The following is a 20489-nucleotide window of genomic DNA, read 5'->3' on the forward strand; positions in this document are numbered from 1 at the left end:
TCCTGTGGATCAGGAGAGATTTGGGAGAGGGGTCACGATAAAGAGGTTAATCGCGTTGGGATGAGAAACCAGACGGCTCGCCCTCTCCCACCGGGAGAGGGCGGCATGCATTATTGCTTACGGGAAAGTTTAAATGCCACAAACAGGAAGATGACCCACACCGGGAGCAGCATCGCGGAAAGCCGCATGTCGTCCATGGTGCACATCAGCACAAGGATCAACCCGAGGAAAGCAATGCAGAGATAGTTTCCTGCCGGATAAAGCAGCGCTTTAAACTGCGTCTCACGTCCCTTGCGACGCATCGCGGCACGAAAACGCAGGTGCGCCAGGCAGATCATGATCCAGTTCAGCAGCAGGGTGGCAACCACCAGCGCCATCAGCAGCCCAAACGCCTCTTTTGGCAGCAGGTAGTTGATCACCACCACCAAAGAGGTGATCGCACCGGACAACAGCAGAGAATTCACCGGCACGCCGCGACGGCTGACGCGGGTTAAGAACTTCGGCGCATTCCCCTGCACGGAGAGGCCAAACAGCATTCGACTGTTGGAGTAGACGCCGCTGTTATAGACCGAAAGTGACGCCACCAGAATAACGAAGTTCAATGCTGAGGCCACCACATTGCTGTTGAGATCGTGGAAAATCATCACAAACGGACTGCTGTTTGATTTCACCTCAACCCAGGGATAGAGCGCGAGCAATACCACCAGCGAACCGATGTAGAACAGCAGAATACGGTACACCACCTGGTTGACCGCTTTCGGAATGCTTTTATGCGGGTCGCGCGCTTCAGCGGCAGTGATACCAATCAGCTCCAGCCCGCCGAAAGAGAACATGATCACCGCCAGCGAAAGGATAAGCCCCTTCCAGCCGGTCGCCAGGAACCCCCCGTGCTGCCACAGGTTGTCGATCGTGGCACGCTCACCGCCATGACCCGAGAACAGCAACCACAGGCCAAAACCGATCATGCCGATAATCGCCAGCACCTTGATGAGCGCAAACCAGAACTCGGTTTCACCGTACAAACGGACGTTCACAAGGTTGATGGCATTAATGATGATGAAGAAGGCCGCCGCCCAAATCCAGGTGGGCACATCCGGGAGCCAGTACTGCATGTAGATGCCAGCAGCGGTCAGCTCTGCCATCCCCACCAGCACAAACATCACCCAGTAGTTCCAGCCGGAGAGGAACCCCGCAAACGGGCCCCAGTATTTATACGCAAAGTGCGCGAACGAGCCTGACACAGGCTCTTCGACGACCATCTCGCCGAGCTGGCGCATGATCAGGAAGGCGATAATCCCGGCGAGGGCATAACCCAGCAATACCGCCGGCCCCGCCATCTGAATGGCCGGGCCGATGCCGAGAAACAGCCCGGTACCGATAGCCCCACCGAGGGCAATTAACTGTATATGTCGATTTTGCAAACCACGTTGCAGCGTCGGATTCTGTTCCGACGAAGCTTCAGCGCTACCGGTGCCTGAAGCGGATGACGCGTCTTTCACGCCCTACCCCTGTCTCTTTTTTAGAAGGGGCACGTTTTAACACTTCAGGCTGGTGGTAGCAAGGGAATGGGGCATCCCTGCCCCGGATAACGAGCGGCGTTCTCAGAATGCGTAGCCCACCGAGACTTTAAAGGTACGCGGTTCGCCCTGGGTAATGTAGGTACCTGAATCATCCACGCTGGACCAGTAGTTTTCATTGGTCACGTTGTCGATACCCGCACGCACCGTCATCTGATTTTGATTGTGGTTAACGGCGAAGCGATAACGCATACCCAGATCCAGCGTAGTATAGCTGTCCAGCTTTTTGGTGTTCGCCAGGTCCGCGTATTGCGTGCCGGAGTGGTTCACGCGCGCGGTAGCGGTCAGGCCATCAATCGGTTTGATGTCATACTCTGCGCCCAGAACGGCATAGAAATTCGGAACGCCAATCGCATCATTACCCTGGTTGAGGCCGTTGTTGGTTTTGGTCAGCTCCGCCTGCAGCCAGGTAGCGCTGGCGTTCAGACGGACGCCCAGCAGGGGCTCACCGAACACATTCAGCTCCACGCCGCGGTTACGCTGCTCGGCATCAAGACCATAATGACCGTTGCTGTTGAGGATCGCCGACGGCATTTTGATCTCAAACAGCGCCAGGGAGCCGCCCACGCGACCAAAATCCGCCTTCACGCCCACTTCGTTCTGCTTAGAGTGAACGATGCCGGTGCTCTGCCCGTAGTTGGTGGCGGTGTTAGGGGCTGATTGACCCGGCTGCAGCGCTTCGGTGTGGTTGGCATACAGGGAGATCGCCTCCCACGGCTTGTAAACCACGCCGTAGGTAGGCATCCAGCGGCTGCCGTCGAAACCGTCTGCTTTATTTTCCTGCCCGGTAATTTTGTTGTATCCGCGAATGACCACCTTCTGATGACGCGCCCCGGCGGTAAACAGCAGTTTGTCGTCCAGCACGCCCAGCGTATCACTCAACAGCCAGCCCTGCGTCCGGGTACGCCCGCTGGTGAGCGGATCGCTGTAATTTCCGCCTAAGCCGTTGAAACTGGAGCTGTCCGGCATATCCACACCGGTATTGTGATAGATATTGGTGGTTGGGTTATCCGCCGCCGACGACATTTTCCAGCCGATTTTTTCGTTTTTGGTCATCGCGGAGTAACCGACGTTGACTTTATGCGTTACGAAGCCGGTAGCAAAGTTACCGCGAATACCCGCCATCCCGCTGACGGAATCGCTGATGCGGTTGGTATCAAGACGGCTGACCGTCGCCTTACCGCTTTTATCCAGCAGCTTCGGCGCGCTGTAAATCCCTTCTTCGTGAGCGTGCTGTGCGCCGAGGCCGGTATAGGCCGTCCAGTTATCGGTAATGTCGTACTCGCTGCGCCACATCCCGAATTCATTTTCGATGTTGCTGTAGGCCCATTTCTGCGAGAAGTTGCGATCGTTTTTCGGCGGTTCAGGCACGAAATCCACGGCGGAGATATTGACGCTGGTCGGGCTGCCATGGAAGGTTTTCTTCTGATACCCCACATCCAGCGAGGTGCGGAAATTGTCGCCTTTGTAGTCGAGGCCGGTGGAGAGCAGCGTAGTGCGGCGGCGATCGTTGGGCACCCCGCTTTCCCCTTCGCGATGAACGAGGTTCACGCGCGCGCCAAACTGGTCGTTGTCCCCATAGCGACGGCCCGCATCCAGCGTAGTGCCAAACTGGGAATCGGAGGTGTAATCGACGCCCACTTTTGCCTGCGGCGTTTCATCCGCATGTTTCGGCTCAAGGTTAATCATTCCCCCCACGCCTGAACTTGCCGCGCCGTTCATCAGGGCGTTTGCCCCTTTAAAAATCTCAATGCGGTCGACCATCTGCGCATCCACCACCTGACGCGGCAGAACGCCGGACAGGCCGCCGAAGGTCATGTCATCTCCGTCAAACTTCAGGCCACGGATACGGAAGGTTTCGGCACTGTTGCCGTAACCCTGCACGTACTGCACCCCCGCGTCGTTAGCGACCACATCAGCAATGGTTTTCGCCTGCTGATCTTCTACCAGCTTCGAGGTGTAGCTGATGATATTAAACGGCACGTCCATGGCGTTCTGCTGCCCCAGCATCCCCATGCGTCCACCGTTCGCCACCTGCCCGTCAAGGAACGCCGGCACAAGCTGGTCGCCGCCGGGTTTAAAATCGCTGGCAGGCGCAGACTGGACAATCAGGGTGTCTTCTTTCTTTTCATCCGCCGCCAGGGCGGAGTGCGTGACCGCGCCAATGGCGAGAGCCAGCAGCGTTTTATGCCTTTTCGTGTTGTTCATAATTAACTCATTAAACGTGCGCGCAAAAAGGGCCCGTTGTCGGGCCTTAGAATGTAATCAAGTGCAATGCAAATGAGAACTATACGCATTACATGATTGTTGGCAAGCGTAAACGCACGTCACTGCGTGAGAAAATCGGTTAACAGGCGCGGGAAAGCAGGAGGACGTATGGACGGGATAGCGTGGCATAACCGCCCCGTTTCCGGGACGGTCTTTCAGGCGCGGCGGGAGAACGATAAAACGCGGGCGGTTCCCGCAACATCAATACTCACAGCCGTACCCGGATTCCAGCCAGGCTGGCTTACAGTCTTCAGAACAACAGGCTCCTGATGCCCGGCAAACGCCAGGGTGAGCGTGGACAAATGACCGGTAAAATCGACATCAATTATCGACACCGGGCTTTCATGCGGCGCACACGCCGTCACGCGCAGTTGTTCAGGGCGCATCATGACCCGGCCCTGCCCGGTGGCATGCGTATTGTTGGTGGGGATCTCACCCAGCGCGCACACCGCATGGCCGGCGGTAAGCTGAGCGGGCAGGATCACCGCGTCGCCCAGAAACAGCGCGGTCTCTTCATCAACGGGCTGAGTGTAGACGTCATACGGGGTACCCACCTGGGTAAAGCGCCCGGAACGCATTACTGCCACCTGGGTGGCAAAAGATAATGCTTCGTTTTGATCGTGCGTCACCAGAATCGAGGCAACGCCCGCTTCCGCCAGCAGGTCAGCGGTCGCTTTGCGGGTCATGGCGCGAAGACCGGTATCGAGCGCCGAGAACGGCTCATCCAGCAGCATCAATGAAGGACGCTGAGCCAGCGCGCGGGCGAGCGCCACACGCTGCTGCTGTCCGCCAGAAATCTCATGCGGCCAGTGGGTCGCGAGCTGCCTGTCCAGCGACACCATCTCCATCAGCGCCTCTACGCGCTGGCGCTTTTCGTGGCGCGTGCCGTCCAGCCCCCAGGCAATGTTGTCTGCAACGCTGAGATGCGGGAATAACGCCCCCTCCTGGGGAACAAAGCCAATGCCGCGCAGATGAGCGGGAACGAAGCTGTTTTCGTCAAACAGCGTTCGGCCCTGCATCACTATCCGCCCGGCGTCCGGCGTTTCAAAGCCGGCAAGAATGCGCAGCAGCGTCGTTTTCCCTGACCCGGACGGCCCGACTATCGCCGTCCGGCTCCCCGGCGCAACGCTCAGGTTTAAGCTGTCGAGCACCTGCACACCGGAAAAGGATTTAGAAATGGACGTTAATTCAAGCATGTCATAGTCCTGCAATTTTTTTCGACTGCACGTAGAGGATGGCGGTCAGCGGGAGTGAAATCAGGATCATCAGCATCGCGTACGGCGCGGCGGCAACATAATCGATCTCACTGGTCAGCGCCCAGAAGCCGGTGGAAAGCGTGCGCGTTCCCAGCGGGGAGAGCAGCAGCGTGGCGGTCAGTTCGTTGCTGACGCCGAGGAAAACAAGCGCAGCCCCCGCGGCGGCACCCGGCGCGGCCAGCCGCATGGTGACGCTCCACAGCGCCTTCGCAGGCGTGCTGCCAAGGCTACGCGCCACGTTTTCCAGCTCTACCGGCGCCTGTGCAATCCCGGCCCGCAGGTTGATGAGCGCGCGGGGCATAAACATCAGCAGATAGGCGAGGAAGAGCGTAATTTCCGTCTGATAAATGGGGCGGGCGTAATGAATCGTCACCGTTACCAGCGCGAGAGCGGTCACAATCCCCGGCAGCGAGCTGGTGATGTAGATACACCCTTCCAGCATCCGGAAGACGCGGTGCGGATAACGGATACCGAGCCACGCAATGGGGATCACGCAGGCCGTGGTCAGCAGTGCGCCACCCACGCCGAGCATGAGCGTCTGGCGCAGGGAGTGCCAGAGGTCCACGCTCATCCAGTTCTCAATACCGCCCAGCCAGACCCAGCGACAGAGCACAATTAACGGTACGCCCAGCGCCAGCACGATCAGCGTGAGGAAAAACAGCTGGCCCAGCGTGGCCGCGACCGGCTTGAGCGGCCAGCGTTTCTGTTCACGTGCGGCCCCGCCGCCGATGCGCGCATAGCGTGCTTTTCCGCGCGTCACCCCTTCCAGCATTAAGATGGCCAGACAGCATAAGGCCAGCACGCCCGCCAGCATATTGGCTGCCGGGCCGCTGAAGGTAGACTGAAACTGGTCATAAATCGCGGTGGTGAACGTATCAAAGCGGATCATCACGTACAGGCCGTATTCCGCCAGCAGGTGCAGCGCGACCAGCAGCGCCCCGCCGCAGATAGCAAGCTTGAGCTGCGGCAGTACTACGCGGAAAAAGACCCGCCACGGCGGCGTGCCGAGCGACGCGGCCACATCTTCAAGCGTCGGGTCGAGGCGGCGCAGTACCGCGGCAACCGGCATGTAGATAAACGGGTAGTAGGCTAAAACAGAGAGAAATACTCCCGCGGAAAGACCGTGCAGGGAGGGGACGACGCTCACCCAGGCATAGCTTTGTACAAACGCGGGGATTGCCAGCGGGGCGACCGCCAGCGCAGACCATATTCCCCGCCCGGCCAGCCGGGTACGCTCCGTGAGCCAGGCTATCGCCACGCCGGTCACAATACAAAGCGGAACCGCTAAGGCCGTCAGCCACAGCGTGTTGCTGAGCAGCTCAGCAACACGCGGGCGGAACACCAGTGTCTTAATGGTCTCCCAGCCCGTCTCAATGCCAATGGCAATGATAAAACCCAGAGGCAGAAGCGCCATTAATGAAAATAAGACAGCTAACGCAACCATCGGCAGCGCAGGTCGCCTGCGGGCAGGCTCCTGCATCCTGTTTTTTCCGATGTCGAGACTCAGACCAGACATAAGGCGTTCACTTAACTCTCAGGATCACAGCAGGCCGGCTTGCGTCATCAGCTCGATAACTTTTTTGCTGTTAAGCGTTGAAGGTTCCACTTTCGGCGCATCCAGATCTTTCAGCGGAACCAGTTTCGGGTTAGAGGCCGCGTTCACGCCAACCGCATATTCAAACGCGTTATTGGTGCGCAGGCTCTCCTGACCTTCTTTGCCGGTGATCCACTTGATGAATGCCTGAGCCTGTTCTTTGTGTTTGCTGGACGCCAGTACGCCACCGCCGGAAAGGCTGACAAAGGCACCCGGATCCTGATGTTTGAAGTAGTAGAGTTGGGTGTTTTTGCTGTTTTCACCCGTTTTGGACTGATCGACAAAACGGTAGTAGTGATAAATCACACCGCCATCAATCTGGCCGGCGTTAACGGCTTTCATCACGGTGCTGTTACCTTTGTAGGCCACAAAATTGGTTTTCATCGCCTTCAGCCACTCAAGGGTGGCCTGCTCGCCTTTCAGGGCCAGCATCGCACTTACGATCGCCTGGAAATCCGCGCCTGACGGCGATGCCGCCCAGCGGCCTTTCCACTCAGGTTTCGCCAGATCCATCAGCGATGTTGGCAATTGCTTTTCGCTTAATTTTTCCGGGTTATAGACAAACACCGTGCTACGCGCAGCAATCCCGATCCAGCGGCCGTGCGCAGGACGAAATTCCGCAGGCACCTGCTTCAGGGTCTCTGCATCCAGTGGCGCGAACAGTTTGGCATTATCCACCAGAACCATTGAAGGCGAGTTTTCCGTCAGAAACACGTCTGCAGGTGATGCCGTGCCTTCCTGAACCAGCTGGTTACCCAGCTCGCTGTCATCGCCATTACGCAGCGTCACCTTAATACCCGTTTCTTTGGTAAAACCGTCTACCCACGCCTTCACCAGATTTTCATGCTGCGCGTTATAAACAACGATACCTTCGTTGTTATCAGCGGCAAGTGCTTGTGTGGAAAGGAAAAGAGATGAAGACAACAAGGCAAGCGAGAAGCATGACAACAGGCGAGAATTCATGAACATATCCTTTATAGACCAGGGTGATTTACCACGCATAGCGTTGTGGGAAAGGATTAAAGCATACAAAAACGCTAATGATAATTAGTATCAATCAAGTTTAGTCGTAAAAGTGTAAAATATTCTTATACAGCGGATAAATATGATAAAAATCCAGATTATAAAAATGGATGAAATAAAGATTAAGAAAACCTTAGGCTGGAAAAATAACAAATATTCATTAGCGTTCTATTTATTTCCCGATTATTTAATCGACAGAATGAGATCGGCATAAACGTGTATTTAGCGTAAAACGGGAGAGTGGAAGCGAAAAAGGGTGAAGGCAGTAAATGGCACGCCCTGTAGGATTCGAACCTACGACCTACGGCTTAGAAGGCCGTTGCTCTATCCAACTGAGCTAAGGGCGCACTGAGAAGAGTGAACTTCGCGGTGGTGAAACGCCTGGAATTATACGGTCAATGACAGGTGAGTCAATGCCTTTTCGGCTTTCAGGGGCAATTACCGCTAGCCGATTGTAAATACGGCTGTTTTTTCAACATTCATCGCTTTTCCGTCGTAGAATTTCGCGCTGCGAAAAGGCTTAGTTGCATTTAAGTAACGCCTGCTGTTTTCCTGAGCGTCAGCTCGTCACACTAGTGTGAGGTATCCCGGCCGCCTGGAGGCTGACAGACAACAGGACCATGGAGTGACAGCGCAAAACCTGACCTATACGCCCCCCCGGTTACAGTACCTTTCTCAGGACATCGTCGGCATCAAACTTGAGCCCATCGTCGCCCTCTCCTCTTTACGCAGGGTCGGCGTGGAGGTCCTTAGCGTCCTGTCTGAAACACAACATAGCGAAGCCTTTTTCCGCCATCAGTCTGCAGACTGGTCGATAACGCTGCTTGAAGCACAGCTCACCGCGTTAAAAAATACCCCGCACTGTAATAATTTTTTCATTAATCTGCCGATAACCGTCCTGACAGAGCCCGACGCTTTTCAGCGGATTAGCCGGATAAAATGTCCGCCGCTGAATATTGAACTTGTCGACCCCAGTGCTTTTTTAACGCTGTCAGCCGCGCAGAGGCAGACCGTTACCCGGAGCCTGTTGCAGCTCATAAGACAAGGTCACGGTATCTGGCTGGATGACATTGATGAAACACTCATCCCGCCCTTTTTATCCTGCCAGTTACCGTTAAGCGGCGTAAAAATCGATAAGGATGCATTCTGGCGTTTACGCGCCACGCCCGCGCTACGGCAACTGGTGTCCCGGTGCTTTCAGCTTGCCGGGAAAGTGCTTATTGAAGGTATTGAGACTGAGCAGGATTGTACCTGGGCACTGCAGGCAGGCGCAGAACTCGGCCAGGGCTATTACTGGCCGTCCTGGACATGGCCGGAGGATTAAAAAGCCATTTCCAGGGGGGAGGCCATGCGAATGACAGTGCGCCGTTACCGGCGGCGGCGTACAGGAAGTGATGCACTGGGATTTACGCGCTCGCCTTTTGCTCCCCCCTTCTTCGACCGGCTCGAATTTTTGAGCCAGTCCATCAGCCAGCCCCGCAAAACAGACGCTCCGTTTATCATTCTGGTGACGGAGGATCATTTTCTGCGCACCGGTTTTCTCAACGGCCAATTTCCCCTGAGCAGCTGTTGCGACTATCCCACGCTGGAGGATGCGTTTAGCGCCCTGGTCCAGTGGCCTTCCGCCCGTCTGGTGGTGGATATTGAAAGCCGCTCCACTGCGCTGATCGACAAGCTGGATCAGCTCAGAAGGCATAGCCTCTATCCCCCTTTTCTGACGCCCTATCTGTTAGTCAGGGCGGATAATTACGATACTCGCCTGTTCTGCAAAGCGGCGGGCCCTTTTCACGTGCTCGAACGTCAACTGACGCCGTCTGCTTTCCAGCACAGCCTGATGGATACCAGCCCTCCCCAGGGCTGCGATAAAGACTGGTTCTCCCGCACCGAATGGCCTATTTTGCAGGAGTTATCGCGGGGGAAGACCCTTCGCCAGATAGCGTTGATGCAGAATCGCCCCTATAGCCGCATTATCTATCGTCTCAGCTGCATTCTGTTGAAACTGGGTCTGACCCATCGCCAGGAACTGCTGCACCTTCTCAATAACCTCTCAGACTGCACCTTCTAACCCACCCACTAAGCCCTTATTTCCTAAAGACCTTTAGGAATTTACTTATCAATCATGTTACTTATTTGTTAAATTTTAACAATAATTTCAATTTTATAACTATTCCTAATTTACGGGCTTAAACCATGTGAAATGTCACAGAATGAATAATCTGCAGCACTTTCCTCCGTGCGTTAAGTGTTTGATAAAGGAGTTAATAAGACGATAATGATGTAAAAACAAGCGGCTCGGCGAGACTGCCTGGCAGTCGAAAGCGAAGTCTGTAGTATGTTCTGCTGTACGACGGGTGCCCTTTCCGGCGGCGACCCGATCACTTTCAAACGAAGGTCTGGTGCCCTCTGTGAACACTTTTTCGCCATCCGATCCCGCTTTCAGCCCCTGAAAACGGCCGTCGATTTGTTAACATTTGATCAACATACAGTGTGATATGTCATTTTTTGTTATTACATAAAGATCAAAAGATGTGGTAAATGAGATAACAGGATATTTAATCTAATTTTAAAAAAATAGCTATTCGGATCCAGAAGATAATACAAAGTAATAAGCGAGGGGTAATTTACAGGGTTTTCGGAAAAAACTTACACGGTATAATAAGACGCGTATCAAATATGAATAAGAAAAACCTTTTTGCCAACACCAGCCAAATGAGATGACCGCGCTGAGGCATAGATTTCTTCACTACGTTAACAAGGATGCTTTCGCTCTTTCCAGGGAAATACTACGGTATAAGGATCTGCACATTTATCCTTCCGGCATTTCGAGAGTTTTAACCAAACTCGGCATAACGCTTTTAACAGTCTGAGGCATTAAAAATGAAACCGGCATCCGTTATCATTATGGACGAACACCCTATCGTCAGAATGTCGATAGAAGTCCTGCTACAGAAAAATAAAAACATCACAGTCAAACTCAAGTCTGGCGACAGCCATGAAGTCCTTGACTGTATCCGTAACCACCCTATCGATCTGGTGATCCTGGACATCGAACTTACGGGCACAGATGGCTTCGCTTTACTGAAGAGAATCAGAAATTTAAATAAAGACATCAAGGTCCTGTTCCTCTCTTCAAAATCCGAGTCTTTTTACGCGGGACGCGCCATTCGCGCCGGGGCAAATGGTTTTGTCAGTAAACGAAAAGATTTGGGCGAGATCTACAACGCCGTTGAAATGATCCTGATGGGCTATTCTTTTTTCCCGTCGGAAACGTTGAATTTTATAAACCATTTGGGTTCGGGGAAAGGGATGGTCGCGGATATGCCATTATCGAATCGTGAGGTGACGGTATTACGTTACCTGGCAAATGGTTTATCCAATAAGGAGATTGCAGAGCAGTTGCTATTAAGCAACAAAACCATCAGCGCACATAAATCCAATATTTATTCCAAGCTGGGTGTGCAAAGCATCGTTGAATTAATTGATTATGCCAAAGCACACGAACTGCTATAACCTGAATTCACTCCCTGCAGCTTATCCGAGCTGCAGGGAGTGCGGTCAGCGCTAATTATAATTAATCATGAAGGTGGCATCAGCATCAGCCCGTCCGGGCTGAGGGTTATCAGCAGTGGCAATATAATTGGCATAAAATGACAATGTCGCATTTCCCTGCGCATCAACCGCTACCGGCTGGCTGGCCTCCTGAAGTGCCAGACGCGTTTTATCCGCATCCCTGATCTCGACGGCAACGTTGCTTGCCGTACTGGCGTCATTGAGCGCCAGTAACCCATTATTGCTTCCGTCGGCTTTACCCGAAAACGTGATGGACGCTGCACCAGGTGGACAGCCGGTCAGCTTCAGCGTAAACGGCATGGGCTGCGTGCGGCTTCCCGTGGTGCTGAGCTGTTTCGTGGGCCAGGTTCCCAGCGTGACGGTCTTGTCGCTATCGCTGCCCTCGGCCACACAGGTAAAATCAACAATGTTGCCGTACATCTGAATATTGATCTCCCCCAGCGCAGTGGCTGCCTGCGCGCTGGCGTGAAGCATCATTAGTGTCATCGCGGCGAAATGCCAGTTCCGGTTCCGCATCTCTTCCCCTTAATCGTAATCCACACGCAGATAACCCCGCGACGTGAAACGGCCTTCCGCAGGCTTATTCCCCGTCACGCTGACCGGCCAGACCCGGATCCCCACCTGCGCCTGCGCACTGTCGTCGAGCCGGAACGGAATTTTGCTGGTCAGGTTGTTGGGCGTTAGCGGGGTACCGCTTTCGTTGGCAATCACAAACCCCACATCGGGGTTATCCGACACCACCGCGTTGCTGGAGACCTTTTCTGCCTCAACGCGCATCGTCAGCATTGCGTTCGCTTCCACGTTGGTGCATTTGATGGCGATAGTTTTGCTTTGCGCGGTTACCCCCTCCGGTTTGTTACCCGCCCCGGCCTTGCTGAACAGGGAGGCCCCGATATCGCCGAAGTCAAATTCCACGATATTCCCCGCATTGATGGCGCAGCTTTGCGGCACCTGAATGGTCCCGCTGTAGCTGATGGTGTAGACCGGCGAGGTTAACGGATCAGAAGAGGTAGTGGTGACATAGACGCGGAACATGGTCGCCCGCGGGATCACCACCATATTTATAAACCGTCGGGTCACTTTGAGGCGAAAGACGAGGCTGGAATCCTGAACGCCAAACGGTTTGTTTTTAGAGACGTTCGGGTGACTCCCCATCTGGATGTAACTTTTGGGCGGATAAAATACGCCAGCAAAGCTGTCCGTAATTTTCATTGCCCCATCCAGATAGTCGTTTAGCTTCAGGTACTGATAGCCATCACTTGTTCCCGTGACCGGGTAATCAGTAACATAACTACGTTTGGTCGTGTTCCCGGTGGTACCCTTCGGGCAGACGGCGTTCACCCCCACCCACTGCGATTTCTCGCTGAGCGTCACCACCTGTCCGATCTGGTTATTCGAACTGTTAAATTTATCCGTCAGGTCGTAATGCACCTCCGTAGGGACGCCCTTTTCATTCACACACACGGTGGCTAAGGCATTCCCCACGGGCAAAATAGAGAGAAGTGATAAAGCCAGGCAATGGATTTTACTCACAGCGAATCCCCTTAAGTGTGATTGCCTGTTGCAGGCTCTTTTCTGGCAAGCTGTAGTGCGCACGACACTGGGATTGCATCCCGTTGCCCCACTGGATCAGCAGTTCACCTTCCAGCGGCAGGCCGCTCAGGTAAATCTGTCCGTCATCGCCCACCATACTGGTGACGCCGCTCTGGGTTTCACGCACCACGGCACCGAATGGCACAGGCTGGTTGCCGCGCGTGACGGTTAGCAGGGCGCGCACGCCAATACGGGTATCAAAGCTGGCGCGCACCAGCGCCCCTTTTGTCGGCACCACGCTGCTCACGTTATTTTCGATATCGGTGTTATTGCTCATGGTGTTGGTATCCAGCGCCACGCGGTTATAGCGGTAGACGGTGGCATACGGCATCACCGCATAGCCACGCCAGTCGGTTTTCACACCGGTCTGGTTTTCCACGCTCACGCCCGATGCTCCCGGCGCTTTGATCAGAACGTTGGTATCACCCAGCGGCTGGCTGAAGGTTACGCCATCCGCATGGCCGACCACGCCGCCGGAGAGCTGCCAGTTGAGATCGTGCTGGTCGCGTGCGTAGTTGTAGCCAACCCCCAGCGTGCCGTAGGTTGCCTGCCAGTTCGCGCTGGCGCTTCCGCTTGAGCCGTTATTGCTGGTGTGGCCCTGGGTCACGCTGTAGTTCAGGTTGCGATCTTCCAGCAACGTCCCACTGACCCCGGTTTGCCAGCTTGTGTCGCCATCACTATTACGGCTGGCTGACGCCGTGGCATAGGCACGGTCAATGGCGCTGTCCCGACGAAAACCCTGGCGGGTAAAGAGGCTGAACGGTACGGAGACGTTAAACGACGCGATTCGGTCCGTGCCGTCTATCCCGACGGATTTGTTCCATGACCAGGAAACGGAGTAGTTGACGCCCTTCACGCCGCCCGCGTACCCCAGCTGATACCAGAGGTTGGACTCATCGGTGCCCCAGTACGTCTGTTCGCTACCGGAGATATAGACCGAGCCGTAATCCCCCAGCGACTGGGAAATATTGAGCTGGAAACGCCCTTTTTTATTCCACGTCAGGTTGTGATAACTCTCCACATCCGGCACACCGTCATCATCCTGGTTGTCGGCATACTGGTAGCCTTCCATCGAACGCCACGCGACATCGTCCAGGGTGTAGAACCCTTTTGTGGAGTAGCGGTAGCCCAGCAGCTGGAAGTTGGTTCCGAATCCGTTAAGCGATTTTGCATAGAGGAAACGCAGCGACTGCCCTTCATGGCGGCTGTCATCCGCGAGCTGGCTGCGGGCATGGGTGATATCGAGCGACACCGCCCCCCAGTCACCGAGGTTTTTCCCGGCCCCGATGGCCACCGCGGTATAACGTGACGCCAGCTGGGTACCGCCGTACAGCGTGTAGCCGTCGCCAAGCCCGGTAATTAACGTACCCTGCGTGAAGAATGGCGTATCCTGTTCGCTGTTGCCGCTGCGGTAATCCCCGGCCACCAGGTCATACTTCCAGCGCCCTTCGCGCTGCAGGAGGGGCACGGTGGAATACGGCACGGTATAGCGCTGCTGGCTGCCATCCTTTTCTTCAACCGTCACCTCAAGGTCACCGCTTGACGAGGTTGGGTTAAGATCGGTGATGGCAAAGGCGCCAGGCTGTACATAGCTTTGATAGATAACGTAGCCGTTTTGTCGAACGACCACTTTGGCGGGCGTTCGGGCGATGCCGCGAACGGTTGGCGCGTAGCCCTGCAGGCTGTCCGGGTACATGCTGTCAGACGAGAAGAGCCGCCCGCCGCGAAAGCCCACGCTGTCGAAAACGTCATTACCGGTATTGCTGTCGCCCAGCACCAGCTCGCTTTTCAGCGGGATCACGGTGCGCTGCGCCCAGGTGCCAATATTCTGCCAGTTGCTGTGCCGCTGCCCGTTATTCTGCGTGTAACGCCATGCGCCATTATTGCGTAAACGCCACGCGCCATAGTTCAGCCCGCTCTGCAGGTTCAGATAATAGCTGTCGTCCTCGCTCCCGCGGTTGCCGGTAAAGCTGTAGTTCACCAGCGCGGCAGGGATCCCTTCATCCCATTGATCGGGCGGAATATAACCGCGTGCGCTGTTCTGCATCGCCACCTGTGGCAGGCTGATATTCAGGCGCAACGAGGCAAAGTTGAACGCGATCTCACTGCCGGGAATAGCCTTCGCCAGGGGTATACAGGTCTCCCCTTTCACGTTAACCAGCTCAGGAAAGGCTGCGATATTGACGCCAAAACGCTCCAGCATCACGCGCGTAATGCACGGCGACAGCCCACCGGCAACCGGCGGTGTATTGTCGGCCTGCTCGAAGCGCACATCCTGCGTCGCGATAAACTCATCGTTACGCCAGATATCCACGCGATAAACGCCAGGCGCCTGCTGGTGACCTTGTTCAAAACGCGATAAATCCGCCACGTTGGCGGTGTCATCGGACAAGAAGGCCGGGTTAAAGTAGCTTTCGCTCCAGCCAGCCTGTGGCCAGAGCGCTGCCATCAGCGCCAGTGCGACCGGGCAGTAACGTCCCTGGTGATTATTCATCGCGCTGACTCTGCTCACAGGTTGACGCTACGCGCCGGCGTAATGGCACCGTAGTCATTCACGCTCTGCCAGGAGAGCGTACCGCTTGCGGCGGCTGGCAGTACCTGCTGCGCCGAGTTTTTAGGCGCAACCATCAGGTTATCCAGCGTCTGTCCGCCCAGCTTCATATTGACCAGCGTGATGTAATACGGCGAAGCGTTACTGACTTTGAGGTGGTTGCCGACGCGCTCAAAACGCAGCTGCGAGAGCGCCTCTTCCGGCTGCATCGGCAAATTTGTCGGGCGGACAAACAGCTTGATCCGCGACAGGATAGCCAGCTGCAGCACGTTATTGTTTTCCGTTTTCGCTTTGTTCACGGACGGGATCGCTTTCACGTTCATGTAGAAGAGCGATTCACGATCGGCAGGCAGCGCGGGCCCGGCATAAATAATGCGCAGCGTGTTTTCGCTGTCCGGCTCGCTGACAAACAGCGGCGGGGTCACGGCAAAGGTTTTTTCTTTTTGCCCGTTCGCATTTTCGATCCACGCGTTGATTAAATAGCGCTCTTGTTTATTGCTGTTGGTGATCGCCAGCGAAGTTTGCTTTGCATCTGCCGGATAAATAACGCGGGTGGCCCCCAGCGCAATACCGCCGGAAGCATTTGCGCATGCAGAAACCATCATTAAAATTAACGATAAAAACAGTCCTGGTTTAATTAGGGTATTCATCACAACCGTACCTTTAATAATGTGTTCGCAGGTGTTATGGATAAATCAACGTAAACCAGACATCCGACTGAATATTGCCTGGCACGAGGTGTTCGGAAATAGCCCGATAGCGGGCGCTAAAATGAAACGCAAGCTCACTGGTATTCACCGGCAACCAGCTGACGGCCGTTGCGTTCGGGATAATCTGACGTTGTTGTTCGTCAAAAAGAGCCAGCCCGACGCCGCTGCTTATCGGTGATTCACCTGGCCGCGATGTCGCCAGAAAAACCTGCGGATCTTCTGCTGGCGTAACGCCCTGAAACTGGATCCCCACGGTGCGCGAGACATCCACGCTGCAGTCCAGCAGCCGCACGGTGAAGGGCACATTGACCGTGGAAAAACTGCCCACACCGGAAAATGAATTGGTTCGGTACTGCCCCATTTCGATGCGCATGTTCTGGCTGTCGGGTGCCACGGCGCAGCCGCCGTTCACCAGCTCACCTCTGAGATGAACTTTGCCGCCGTCGATCACCACGGTATGTGCTGAGGCCTGGCAGGCCATCGCAAGGGTTAACAGCAGTAGTGTTCCGGTCCTTGTCATCCTTCGTTCCTGGCCTTTGCGTATGACGGCCTCTTCCCTGAGGCCTGAACATCCCTGTGCGGAGGAATTACTCGTATTTCATTACGAAAGTGGCGTCAGCGTTTGCCTGGCCTGGCTCGGTGGTCGCAGCCGTTGATTTGTAACGCGCGGTGAAGTTCAGGGTGTTAGTCCCTTCGATCAGGTTCTGCGCGGCAGAGAAGGTTGAACCATCTGGAGTCAGGGTGGTGGATTTGCTGTCGAGGATCTCGATGCCCACGCCCTTCGAGGAGTTGTCGTTGTTACCAGAGGTTACCGCCAGCAGGGTTTTGTCGGTCGCGTCGATCTGACCGGTGAACGCAACTGCGGCCGTTTTCGCAACCAGCGGGTCACAATCATTCAGTTCAATGGTGAACGGAATATTAGAGGTGGTGTCACCCACTTTCGTGAACTTCGCGGTACGGTATTGGCCCAGGTTAACCGTCTGCTCGGAAGAATCAGTATTTACTGAACATGCAGCATTAACCAGTTCACCTTTAAAGTGTACGGTACCGCCATTTACGGTAACCGGAGTGGCTGTATCTTCTGCATTTGCGGCACCCGCAACCAGGGCCAGAGTAGCAATAACAGTAGAAGCAATGTTGCTGAGTTTCATGTCTATTCCTTTAAAATGTAAATAACCCTTCCCGCGAATAATCGGGAATAAGAAATACGTTCAATTGATTAATTGAAAGCTTATTTCGGAGGAGACAAAGTAGCTCATGAATGTATTTTAAAATATGTCAAAACGCTGTCATTTCGCCAGGTCACATCCTAATCCTGCCTAAGAAATTGACCATCCCCTCAGAAGGGTTTTTACGGCCTCCTGATGAAAACTCGCAAAGGGTGACTGACAGCGGCGCTCGCTTCTGACAAAATACAGGCAATCCCCCCTTTCAAACGTTACAGACGGAATCTTCTCTCTGATGGCAGCAAAGATTATTGACGGTAAAACGATTGCGCAGCAGGTGCGCTCTGAGGTCGCGGAAAAAGTGAAGGCGCGTAAAGCTGCCGGAAAACGCGCCCCCGGGCTGGCCGTTGTGCTGGTCGGCAGCAACCCGGCATCGCAGATTTATGTCGGCAGCAAACGCAAAGCGTGTGAAGAGGTGGGGTTCGTCTCCCGCTCTTACGATTTGCCGGAAACCACCAGCGAAGCAGAACTGCTGGAACTTATTGATACCCTGAATGCCGACAACGCGATCGACGGTATTCTGGTTCAGCTGCCGCTGCCAGCCGGCATCGACAACGTGAAGGTGCTGGAACGTATCGCCCCCGACAAAGACGTTGATGGTTTCCACCCGTACAACGTGGGCCGTCTGTGCCAGCGCGCCCCGCGTCTGCGTCCGTGCACGCCGCGCGGTATCGTTACGCTGCTGGAGCGTTATAACATCGATACCTACGGTCTGAACGCCGTGGTCATTGGCGCATCAAACATTGTCGGCCGTCCGATGAGCATGGAGCTGCTGCTCGCTGGCTGCACCACCACCGTGACCCACCGCTTCACCAAAAATCTGCGTCATCACGTAGAAAACGCCGATCTGCTGATCGTGGCGGTCGGGAAGCCGGGCTTTATTCCGGGTGAATGGATTAAAGAAGGCGCGATCGTTGTGGACGTCGGTATTAACCGTCTGGAAAACGGGAAAGTGGTCGGTGACGTGGTTTACGAAGATGCTGCGGCTCGCGCCTCTTACATTACCCCAGTTCCGGGCGGCGTAGGCCCGATGACCGTTGCCACACTGATTCAGAATACTTTGCAGGCATGCGAAGAGTACCACGACGTAGAGGACGCGTAAGATGGCCACATTTTCATTAGGTAAACACCCGCACGTTGAGCTGTGCGATCTGCTGAAGCTGGAAGGCTGGACCGAAAGCGGCGCACAGGCCAAAATCGCCATTGCCGACGGGCTTGTTAAGGTGGACGGCGCAGTGGAAACCCGCAAGCGCTGCAAAATTGTCGCGGGTCAGACCGTGAGCTTTGAAGGGCAAACCGTGACGGTGACCGCCTGATGCTCTCCCCCCCTCTCCCGTCGGGAGAGGGAACCCACATTCCCCCACACCCATCACGGTTAATTATCGATCGACTTCAAATAATCACTATTTCATCTGTTGAAAAGTGAAAATTCTGTTGCGCGTTTTTCACTCTTTCCCCACGATAAGTAGAACGTTCTACTAAAACGTTCTACTTACAATAACAGCGCCAAAAAAAGCGCTACTCGGGGGAAATCAGCATGAGTCTGATATCAGGGTTTGTTAAATCGCTCTCTAAATTATCGATGATTGGTCGCGCGTTAATGCTGCCAATTTCACTGCTTCCCGCTGCGGGCCTGCTGCTGGCCTTTGGCGATAAGTTTCACCTGCCGCTGATGATGAACGCGGGCGGGGTTATCTTTGATAACCTGCCGATGCTGTTTGCCATTGGTTCCGCCGTGGGGCTGGCATCCGAGTCCGGCATTGCCGCGCTCTCGGCGGCGGTCTCGGTGTTTGTCACCAACATCACCATCAGCACCGTCTTGAGCATCACGCCGGAAATGGCGTCTCAGGGCGGCAAATACGCGATGGTGGTCGGCATCCCGACGTTGCAGATGGGCGTCTTCGGCGGCCTGATCTGCGGGATTCTCGCCGCCTGGTGCTATAACCGTTTCCACACCCTGCAGTTGCCAGAGTTCCTCGGGTTCTTCTCCGGGAAACGCTTTGTGGCGATTGCGACAGCGTTTCTCTCTTTCCTGCTCGGCCTGCTGTTGCCGTATGTCTGGCAGCATATCCAGGCGGGCATCGATGCGCTCTCCGTGGTGGTTAATGGCGATAATCAGGCAGCCTCGACCTTTATCTTCGGTCTGGTGGAACGCGCGCTGATCCCACTCGGCCTGCACCACATCTGGTATCCCTCTTTCTGGTATTCGTTTGGGGATTACACCACCCAGGCCGGTCAGGTGATTCACGGCGACCAGACCATCTGGTTTAAGATGCTCGAAGAAGGGGTCAAATCCTTCAGCAGTGACAGCTACCAGAACGCCGGTAAGTTCATGCAGGGTGAATTCCCGCTGATGCTGTTCGCGCTGCCTGCGGCGTGTCTGGCGATGTACCACGAAGCGCACACCAAAAATAAGAAAATCGCGGCCGGTATTTTGTTCTCTGCGGCGCTCACCTGCTTCCTGACGGGGATCACCGAGCCGGTTGAATTTACCTTTATCTTCGTCGCCCCTATTCTGTACGTCTTTAACGCCATCATGGCCGGTCTGGCGTACATGACCATGTATCTGCTGCATGCGCATATCGCCAAGTCGTTCTCTGCGGGCTTTATCGACTACCTGTCGTTCGGGATCCTGCCGTCATTTAACGGCTACAAAACCAACTTCCTGAACGCCATTATTATCGGCATTCCGATGGGCCTGATTTACTACTTCACGTTCCGCTTTGTGATCCGTCGTTTCGACGTGAAAACGCCGGGCCGTACAGAAGTGACCGCCAGTGCGGACGATAAGTCAGATTCAGAACTCGCCACAGAGATCATCAACCTGCTGGGCGGCGCGCACAACATCGACTCCGTCGGCTCCTGCATCACCCGTCTGCGCCTGGAAGTGGCAAAAAGTGAAGCGGTTGATAAGGACGGTCTGAACGGCCTTGGCGCCCGCGGCGTAGTGTTCGTCGGTGATAACGGTATTCAGGTGATTTTCGGTGCCAGAGCACAGTTTATCGCCCAGACCATGTCCACCATGATTGGCAAATAATAAGATGCCTGAACGACACGTCTCCTGTACGCTGGGGGACGTTGTCTTATCTGGCTGATAATCGGTAAATTTCAGGGAGCGGTT

General features: G+C 54.9%; 17 protein-coding genes and 1 tRNA gene. 6 read left to right on the plus strand and 12 right to left on the minus strand.

All coding sequences use genetic code 11. From position 1 onward, the window contains the following. Positions 1–110: 110 nt before the first annotated feature. The 6 genes from pheP to QLG09_RS18615 form a co-directional block, all read right to left on the minus strand. Positions 111–1499: a phenylalanine transporter gene (gene pheP / locus QLG09_RS18590; protein WP_014168959.1), complete on the minus strand. Its 1389-nt coding sequence runs from the start codon at positions 1497–1499 to the stop codon at positions 111–113. Positions 1500–1601: 102 nt separating this feature from the next. Continuing rightward, the gene (locus QLG09_RS18595; RefSeq protein ID WP_050737445.1) at positions 1602–3785 is read right to left on the minus strand and encodes a TonB-dependent siderophore receptor; all 2184 of its coding nucleotides are present in this window, start codon (positions 3783–3785) and stop codon (positions 1602–1604) included. A 215-nt stretch (positions 3786–4000) separates the two neighbouring features. Continuing rightward, the gene (locus tag QLG09_RS18600; RefSeq protein ID WP_282489275.1) at positions 4001–5041 is read right to left on the minus strand and encodes an ABC transporter ATP-binding protein; all 1041 of its coding nucleotides are present in this window, start codon (positions 5039–5041) and stop codon (positions 4001–4003) included. A gap of 1 nt (position 5042) precedes the next feature. After that, entirely contained in the window at positions 5043–6617 is a 1575-nt protein-coding gene (locus QLG09_RS18605; protein ID WP_032677575.1) for an iron ABC transporter permease, read from the minus strand. A 24-nt stretch (positions 6618–6641) separates the two neighbouring features. Beyond that, complete coding sequence (locus QLG09_RS18610; protein WP_049023169.1) at positions 6642–7658, minus strand: iron ABC transporter substrate-binding protein; 1017 nt, start codon at positions 7656–7658, stop codon at positions 6642–6644. A gap of 330 nt (positions 7659–7988) precedes the next feature. Next, positions 7989–8065, minus strand: a tRNA-Arg gene (locus QLG09_RS18615). A 278-nt stretch (positions 8066–8343) separates the two neighbouring features. Between QLG09_RS18615 and QLG09_RS18620 the strand changes: the two genes are divergently transcribed. The 3 genes from QLG09_RS18620 (at position 8344) to fimZ (ending at position 11228) form a co-directional block, all read left to right on the plus strand. Then, positions 8344–9042: an EAL domain-containing protein gene (locus QLG09_RS18620; RefSeq protein ID WP_049023170.1), complete on the plus strand. Its 699-nt coding sequence runs from the start codon at positions 8344–8346 to the stop codon at positions 9040–9042. A gap of 24 nt (positions 9043–9066) precedes the next feature. Beyond that, complete coding sequence (locus QLG09_RS18625; RefSeq protein WP_049023171.1) at positions 9067–9783, plus strand: response regulator transcription factor; 717 nt, start codon at positions 9067–9069, stop codon at positions 9781–9783. Positions 9784–10595: 812 nt separating this feature from the next. Further along, a complete protein-coding gene (fimZ, locus tag QLG09_RS18630) occupies positions 10596–11228 on the plus strand; it encodes a fimbria biosynthesis transcriptional regulator FimZ (protein WP_014168952.1) in 633 nt (210 codons plus the stop codon). Positions 11229–11279: 51 nt separating this feature from the next. Here the strand turns inward: fimZ and sfmF are convergent, their stop codons facing one another. The 6 genes from sfmF to fimA form a co-directional block, all read right to left on the minus strand. Continuing rightward, positions 11280–11804, minus strand: a complete 525-nt coding sequence (sfmF, locus tag QLG09_RS18635; RefSeq protein WP_032681530.1) for a fimbria assembly protein — start codon at positions 11802–11804, stop codon at positions 11280–11282. A 9-nt stretch (positions 11805–11813) separates the two neighbouring features. Further along, the gene (fimH, locus tag QLG09_RS18640) at positions 11814–12821 is read right to left on the minus strand and encodes a type 1 fimbria D-mannose specific adhesin FimH (RefSeq protein WP_020885154.1); all 1008 of its coding nucleotides are present in this window, start codon (positions 12819–12821) and stop codon (positions 11814–11816) included. After that, positions 12814–15375 carry a fimbrial biogenesis usher protein gene (locus QLG09_RS18645; protein WP_020885155.1) on the minus strand — a complete coding sequence of 854 codons (2562 nt, stop codon included), beginning with the start codon at positions 15373–15375 and terminating at the stop codon, positions 12814–12816. The genes fimH and QLG09_RS18645 overlap by 8 nt, the downstream gene beginning before the upstream one ends. A 14-nt stretch (positions 15376–15389) precedes the next feature. Continuing rightward, complete coding sequence (gene fimC / locus QLG09_RS18650) at positions 15390–16082, minus strand: type 1 fimbria chaperone FimC (protein ID WP_020885156.1); 693 nt, start codon at positions 16080–16082, stop codon at positions 15390–15392. Between the two features lie 34 nt (positions 16083–16116). Then, positions 16117–16662: a type 1 fimbrial protein subunit FimI gene (fimI, locus tag QLG09_RS18655; protein WP_020885157.1), complete on the minus strand. Its 546-nt coding sequence runs from the start codon at positions 16660–16662 to the stop codon at positions 16117–16119. 67 nt (positions 16663–16729) lie between these two features. Further along, positions 16730–17293 carry a type 1 fimbrial major subunit FimA gene (fimA, locus tag QLG09_RS18660; protein WP_282489277.1) on the minus strand — a complete coding sequence of 188 codons (564 nt, stop codon included), beginning with the start codon at positions 17291–17293 and terminating at the stop codon, positions 16730–16732. Positions 17294–17603: 310 nt separating this feature from the next. Between fimA and folD the strand changes: the two genes are divergently transcribed. From folD to QLG09_RS18675, 3 genes are all read left to right on the plus strand, one after another. Further along, on the plus strand, positions 17604–18470 hold the full coding sequence (gene folD / locus QLG09_RS18665) for a bifunctional methylenetetrahydrofolate dehydrogenase/methenyltetrahydrofolate cyclohydrolase FolD (protein WP_014168945.1): 867 nt from the start codon (positions 17604–17606) through the stop codon (positions 18468–18470). A gap of 1 nt (position 18471) precedes the next feature. Continuing rightward, positions 18472–18684, plus strand: a complete 213-nt coding sequence (gene ybcJ / locus QLG09_RS18670; RefSeq protein WP_014168944.1) for a ribosome-associated protein YbcJ — start codon at positions 18472–18474, stop codon at positions 18682–18684. 221 nt (positions 18685–18905) lie between these two features. After that, on the plus strand, positions 18906–20405 hold the full coding sequence (locus tag QLG09_RS18675) for a PTS transporter subunit EIIC (RefSeq protein WP_014168943.1): 1500 nt from the start codon (positions 18906–18908) through the stop codon (positions 20403–20405). The last annotated feature ends 84 nt before the right edge of the window (positions 20406–20489 follow it).

It is taken from the genome of Enterobacter sp. V89_11, assembly GCF_029967775.1.
Classification (GTDB): Bacteria; Pseudomonadota; Gammaproteobacteria; order Enterobacterales; family Enterobacteriaceae; genus Enterobacter; species Enterobacter ludwigii.

Coding starts and splice junctions, on each gene's coding strand:
- fimC (WP_020885156.1), bottom strand. CDS start 16,082: ATGAATACCCTAATTAAACCAGGACTGTTTTTATCGTTAATTTTAATG.
- QLG09_RS18645 (WP_020885155.1), bottom strand. CDS start 15,375: ATGAATAATCACCAGGGACGTTACTGCCCGGTCGCACTGGCGCTGATG.
- QLG09_RS18605 (WP_032677575.1), bottom strand. CDS start 6,617: ATGTCTGGTCTGAGTCTCGACATCGGAAAAAACAGGATGCAGGAGCCT.
- folD (WP_014168945.1), top strand. CDS start 17,604: ATGGCAGCAAAGATTATTGACGGTAAAACGATTGCGCAGCAGGTGCGC.
- ybcJ (WP_014168944.1), top strand. CDS start 18,472: ATGGCCACATTTTCATTAGGTAAACACCCGCACGTTGAGCTGTGCGAT.
- fimI (WP_020885157.1), bottom strand. CDS start 16,662: ATGACAAGGACCGGAACACTACTGCTGTTAACCCTTGCGATGGCCTGC.
- sfmF (WP_032681530.1), bottom strand. CDS start 11,804: ATGCGGAACCGGAACTGGCATTTCGCCGCGATGACACTAATGATGCTT.
- QLG09_RS18675 (WP_014168943.1), top strand. CDS start 18,906: ATGAGTCTGATATCAGGGTTTGTTAAATCGCTCTCTAAATTATCGATG.
- fimA (WP_282489277.1), bottom strand. CDS start 17,293: ATGAAACTCAGCAACATTGCTTCTACTGTTATTGCTACTCTGGCCCTG.
- QLG09_RS18595 (WP_050737445.1), bottom strand. CDS start 3,785: ATGAACAACACGAAAAGGCATAAAACGCTGCTGGCTCTCGCCATTGGC.
- QLG09_RS18610 (WP_049023169.1), bottom strand. CDS start 7,658: ATGAATTCTCGCCTGTTGTCATGCTTCTCGCTTGCCTTGTTGTCTTCA.
- QLG09_RS18600 (WP_282489275.1), bottom strand. CDS start 5,041: ATGCTTGAATTAACGTCCATTTCTAAATCCTTTTCCGGTGTGCAGGTG.
- QLG09_RS18625 (WP_049023171.1), top strand. CDS start 9,067: ATGCGAATGACAGTGCGCCGTTACCGGCGGCGGCGTACAGGAAGTGAT.
- fimZ (WP_014168952.1), top strand. CDS start 10,596: ATGAAACCGGCATCCGTTATCATTATGGACGAACACCCTATCGTCAGA.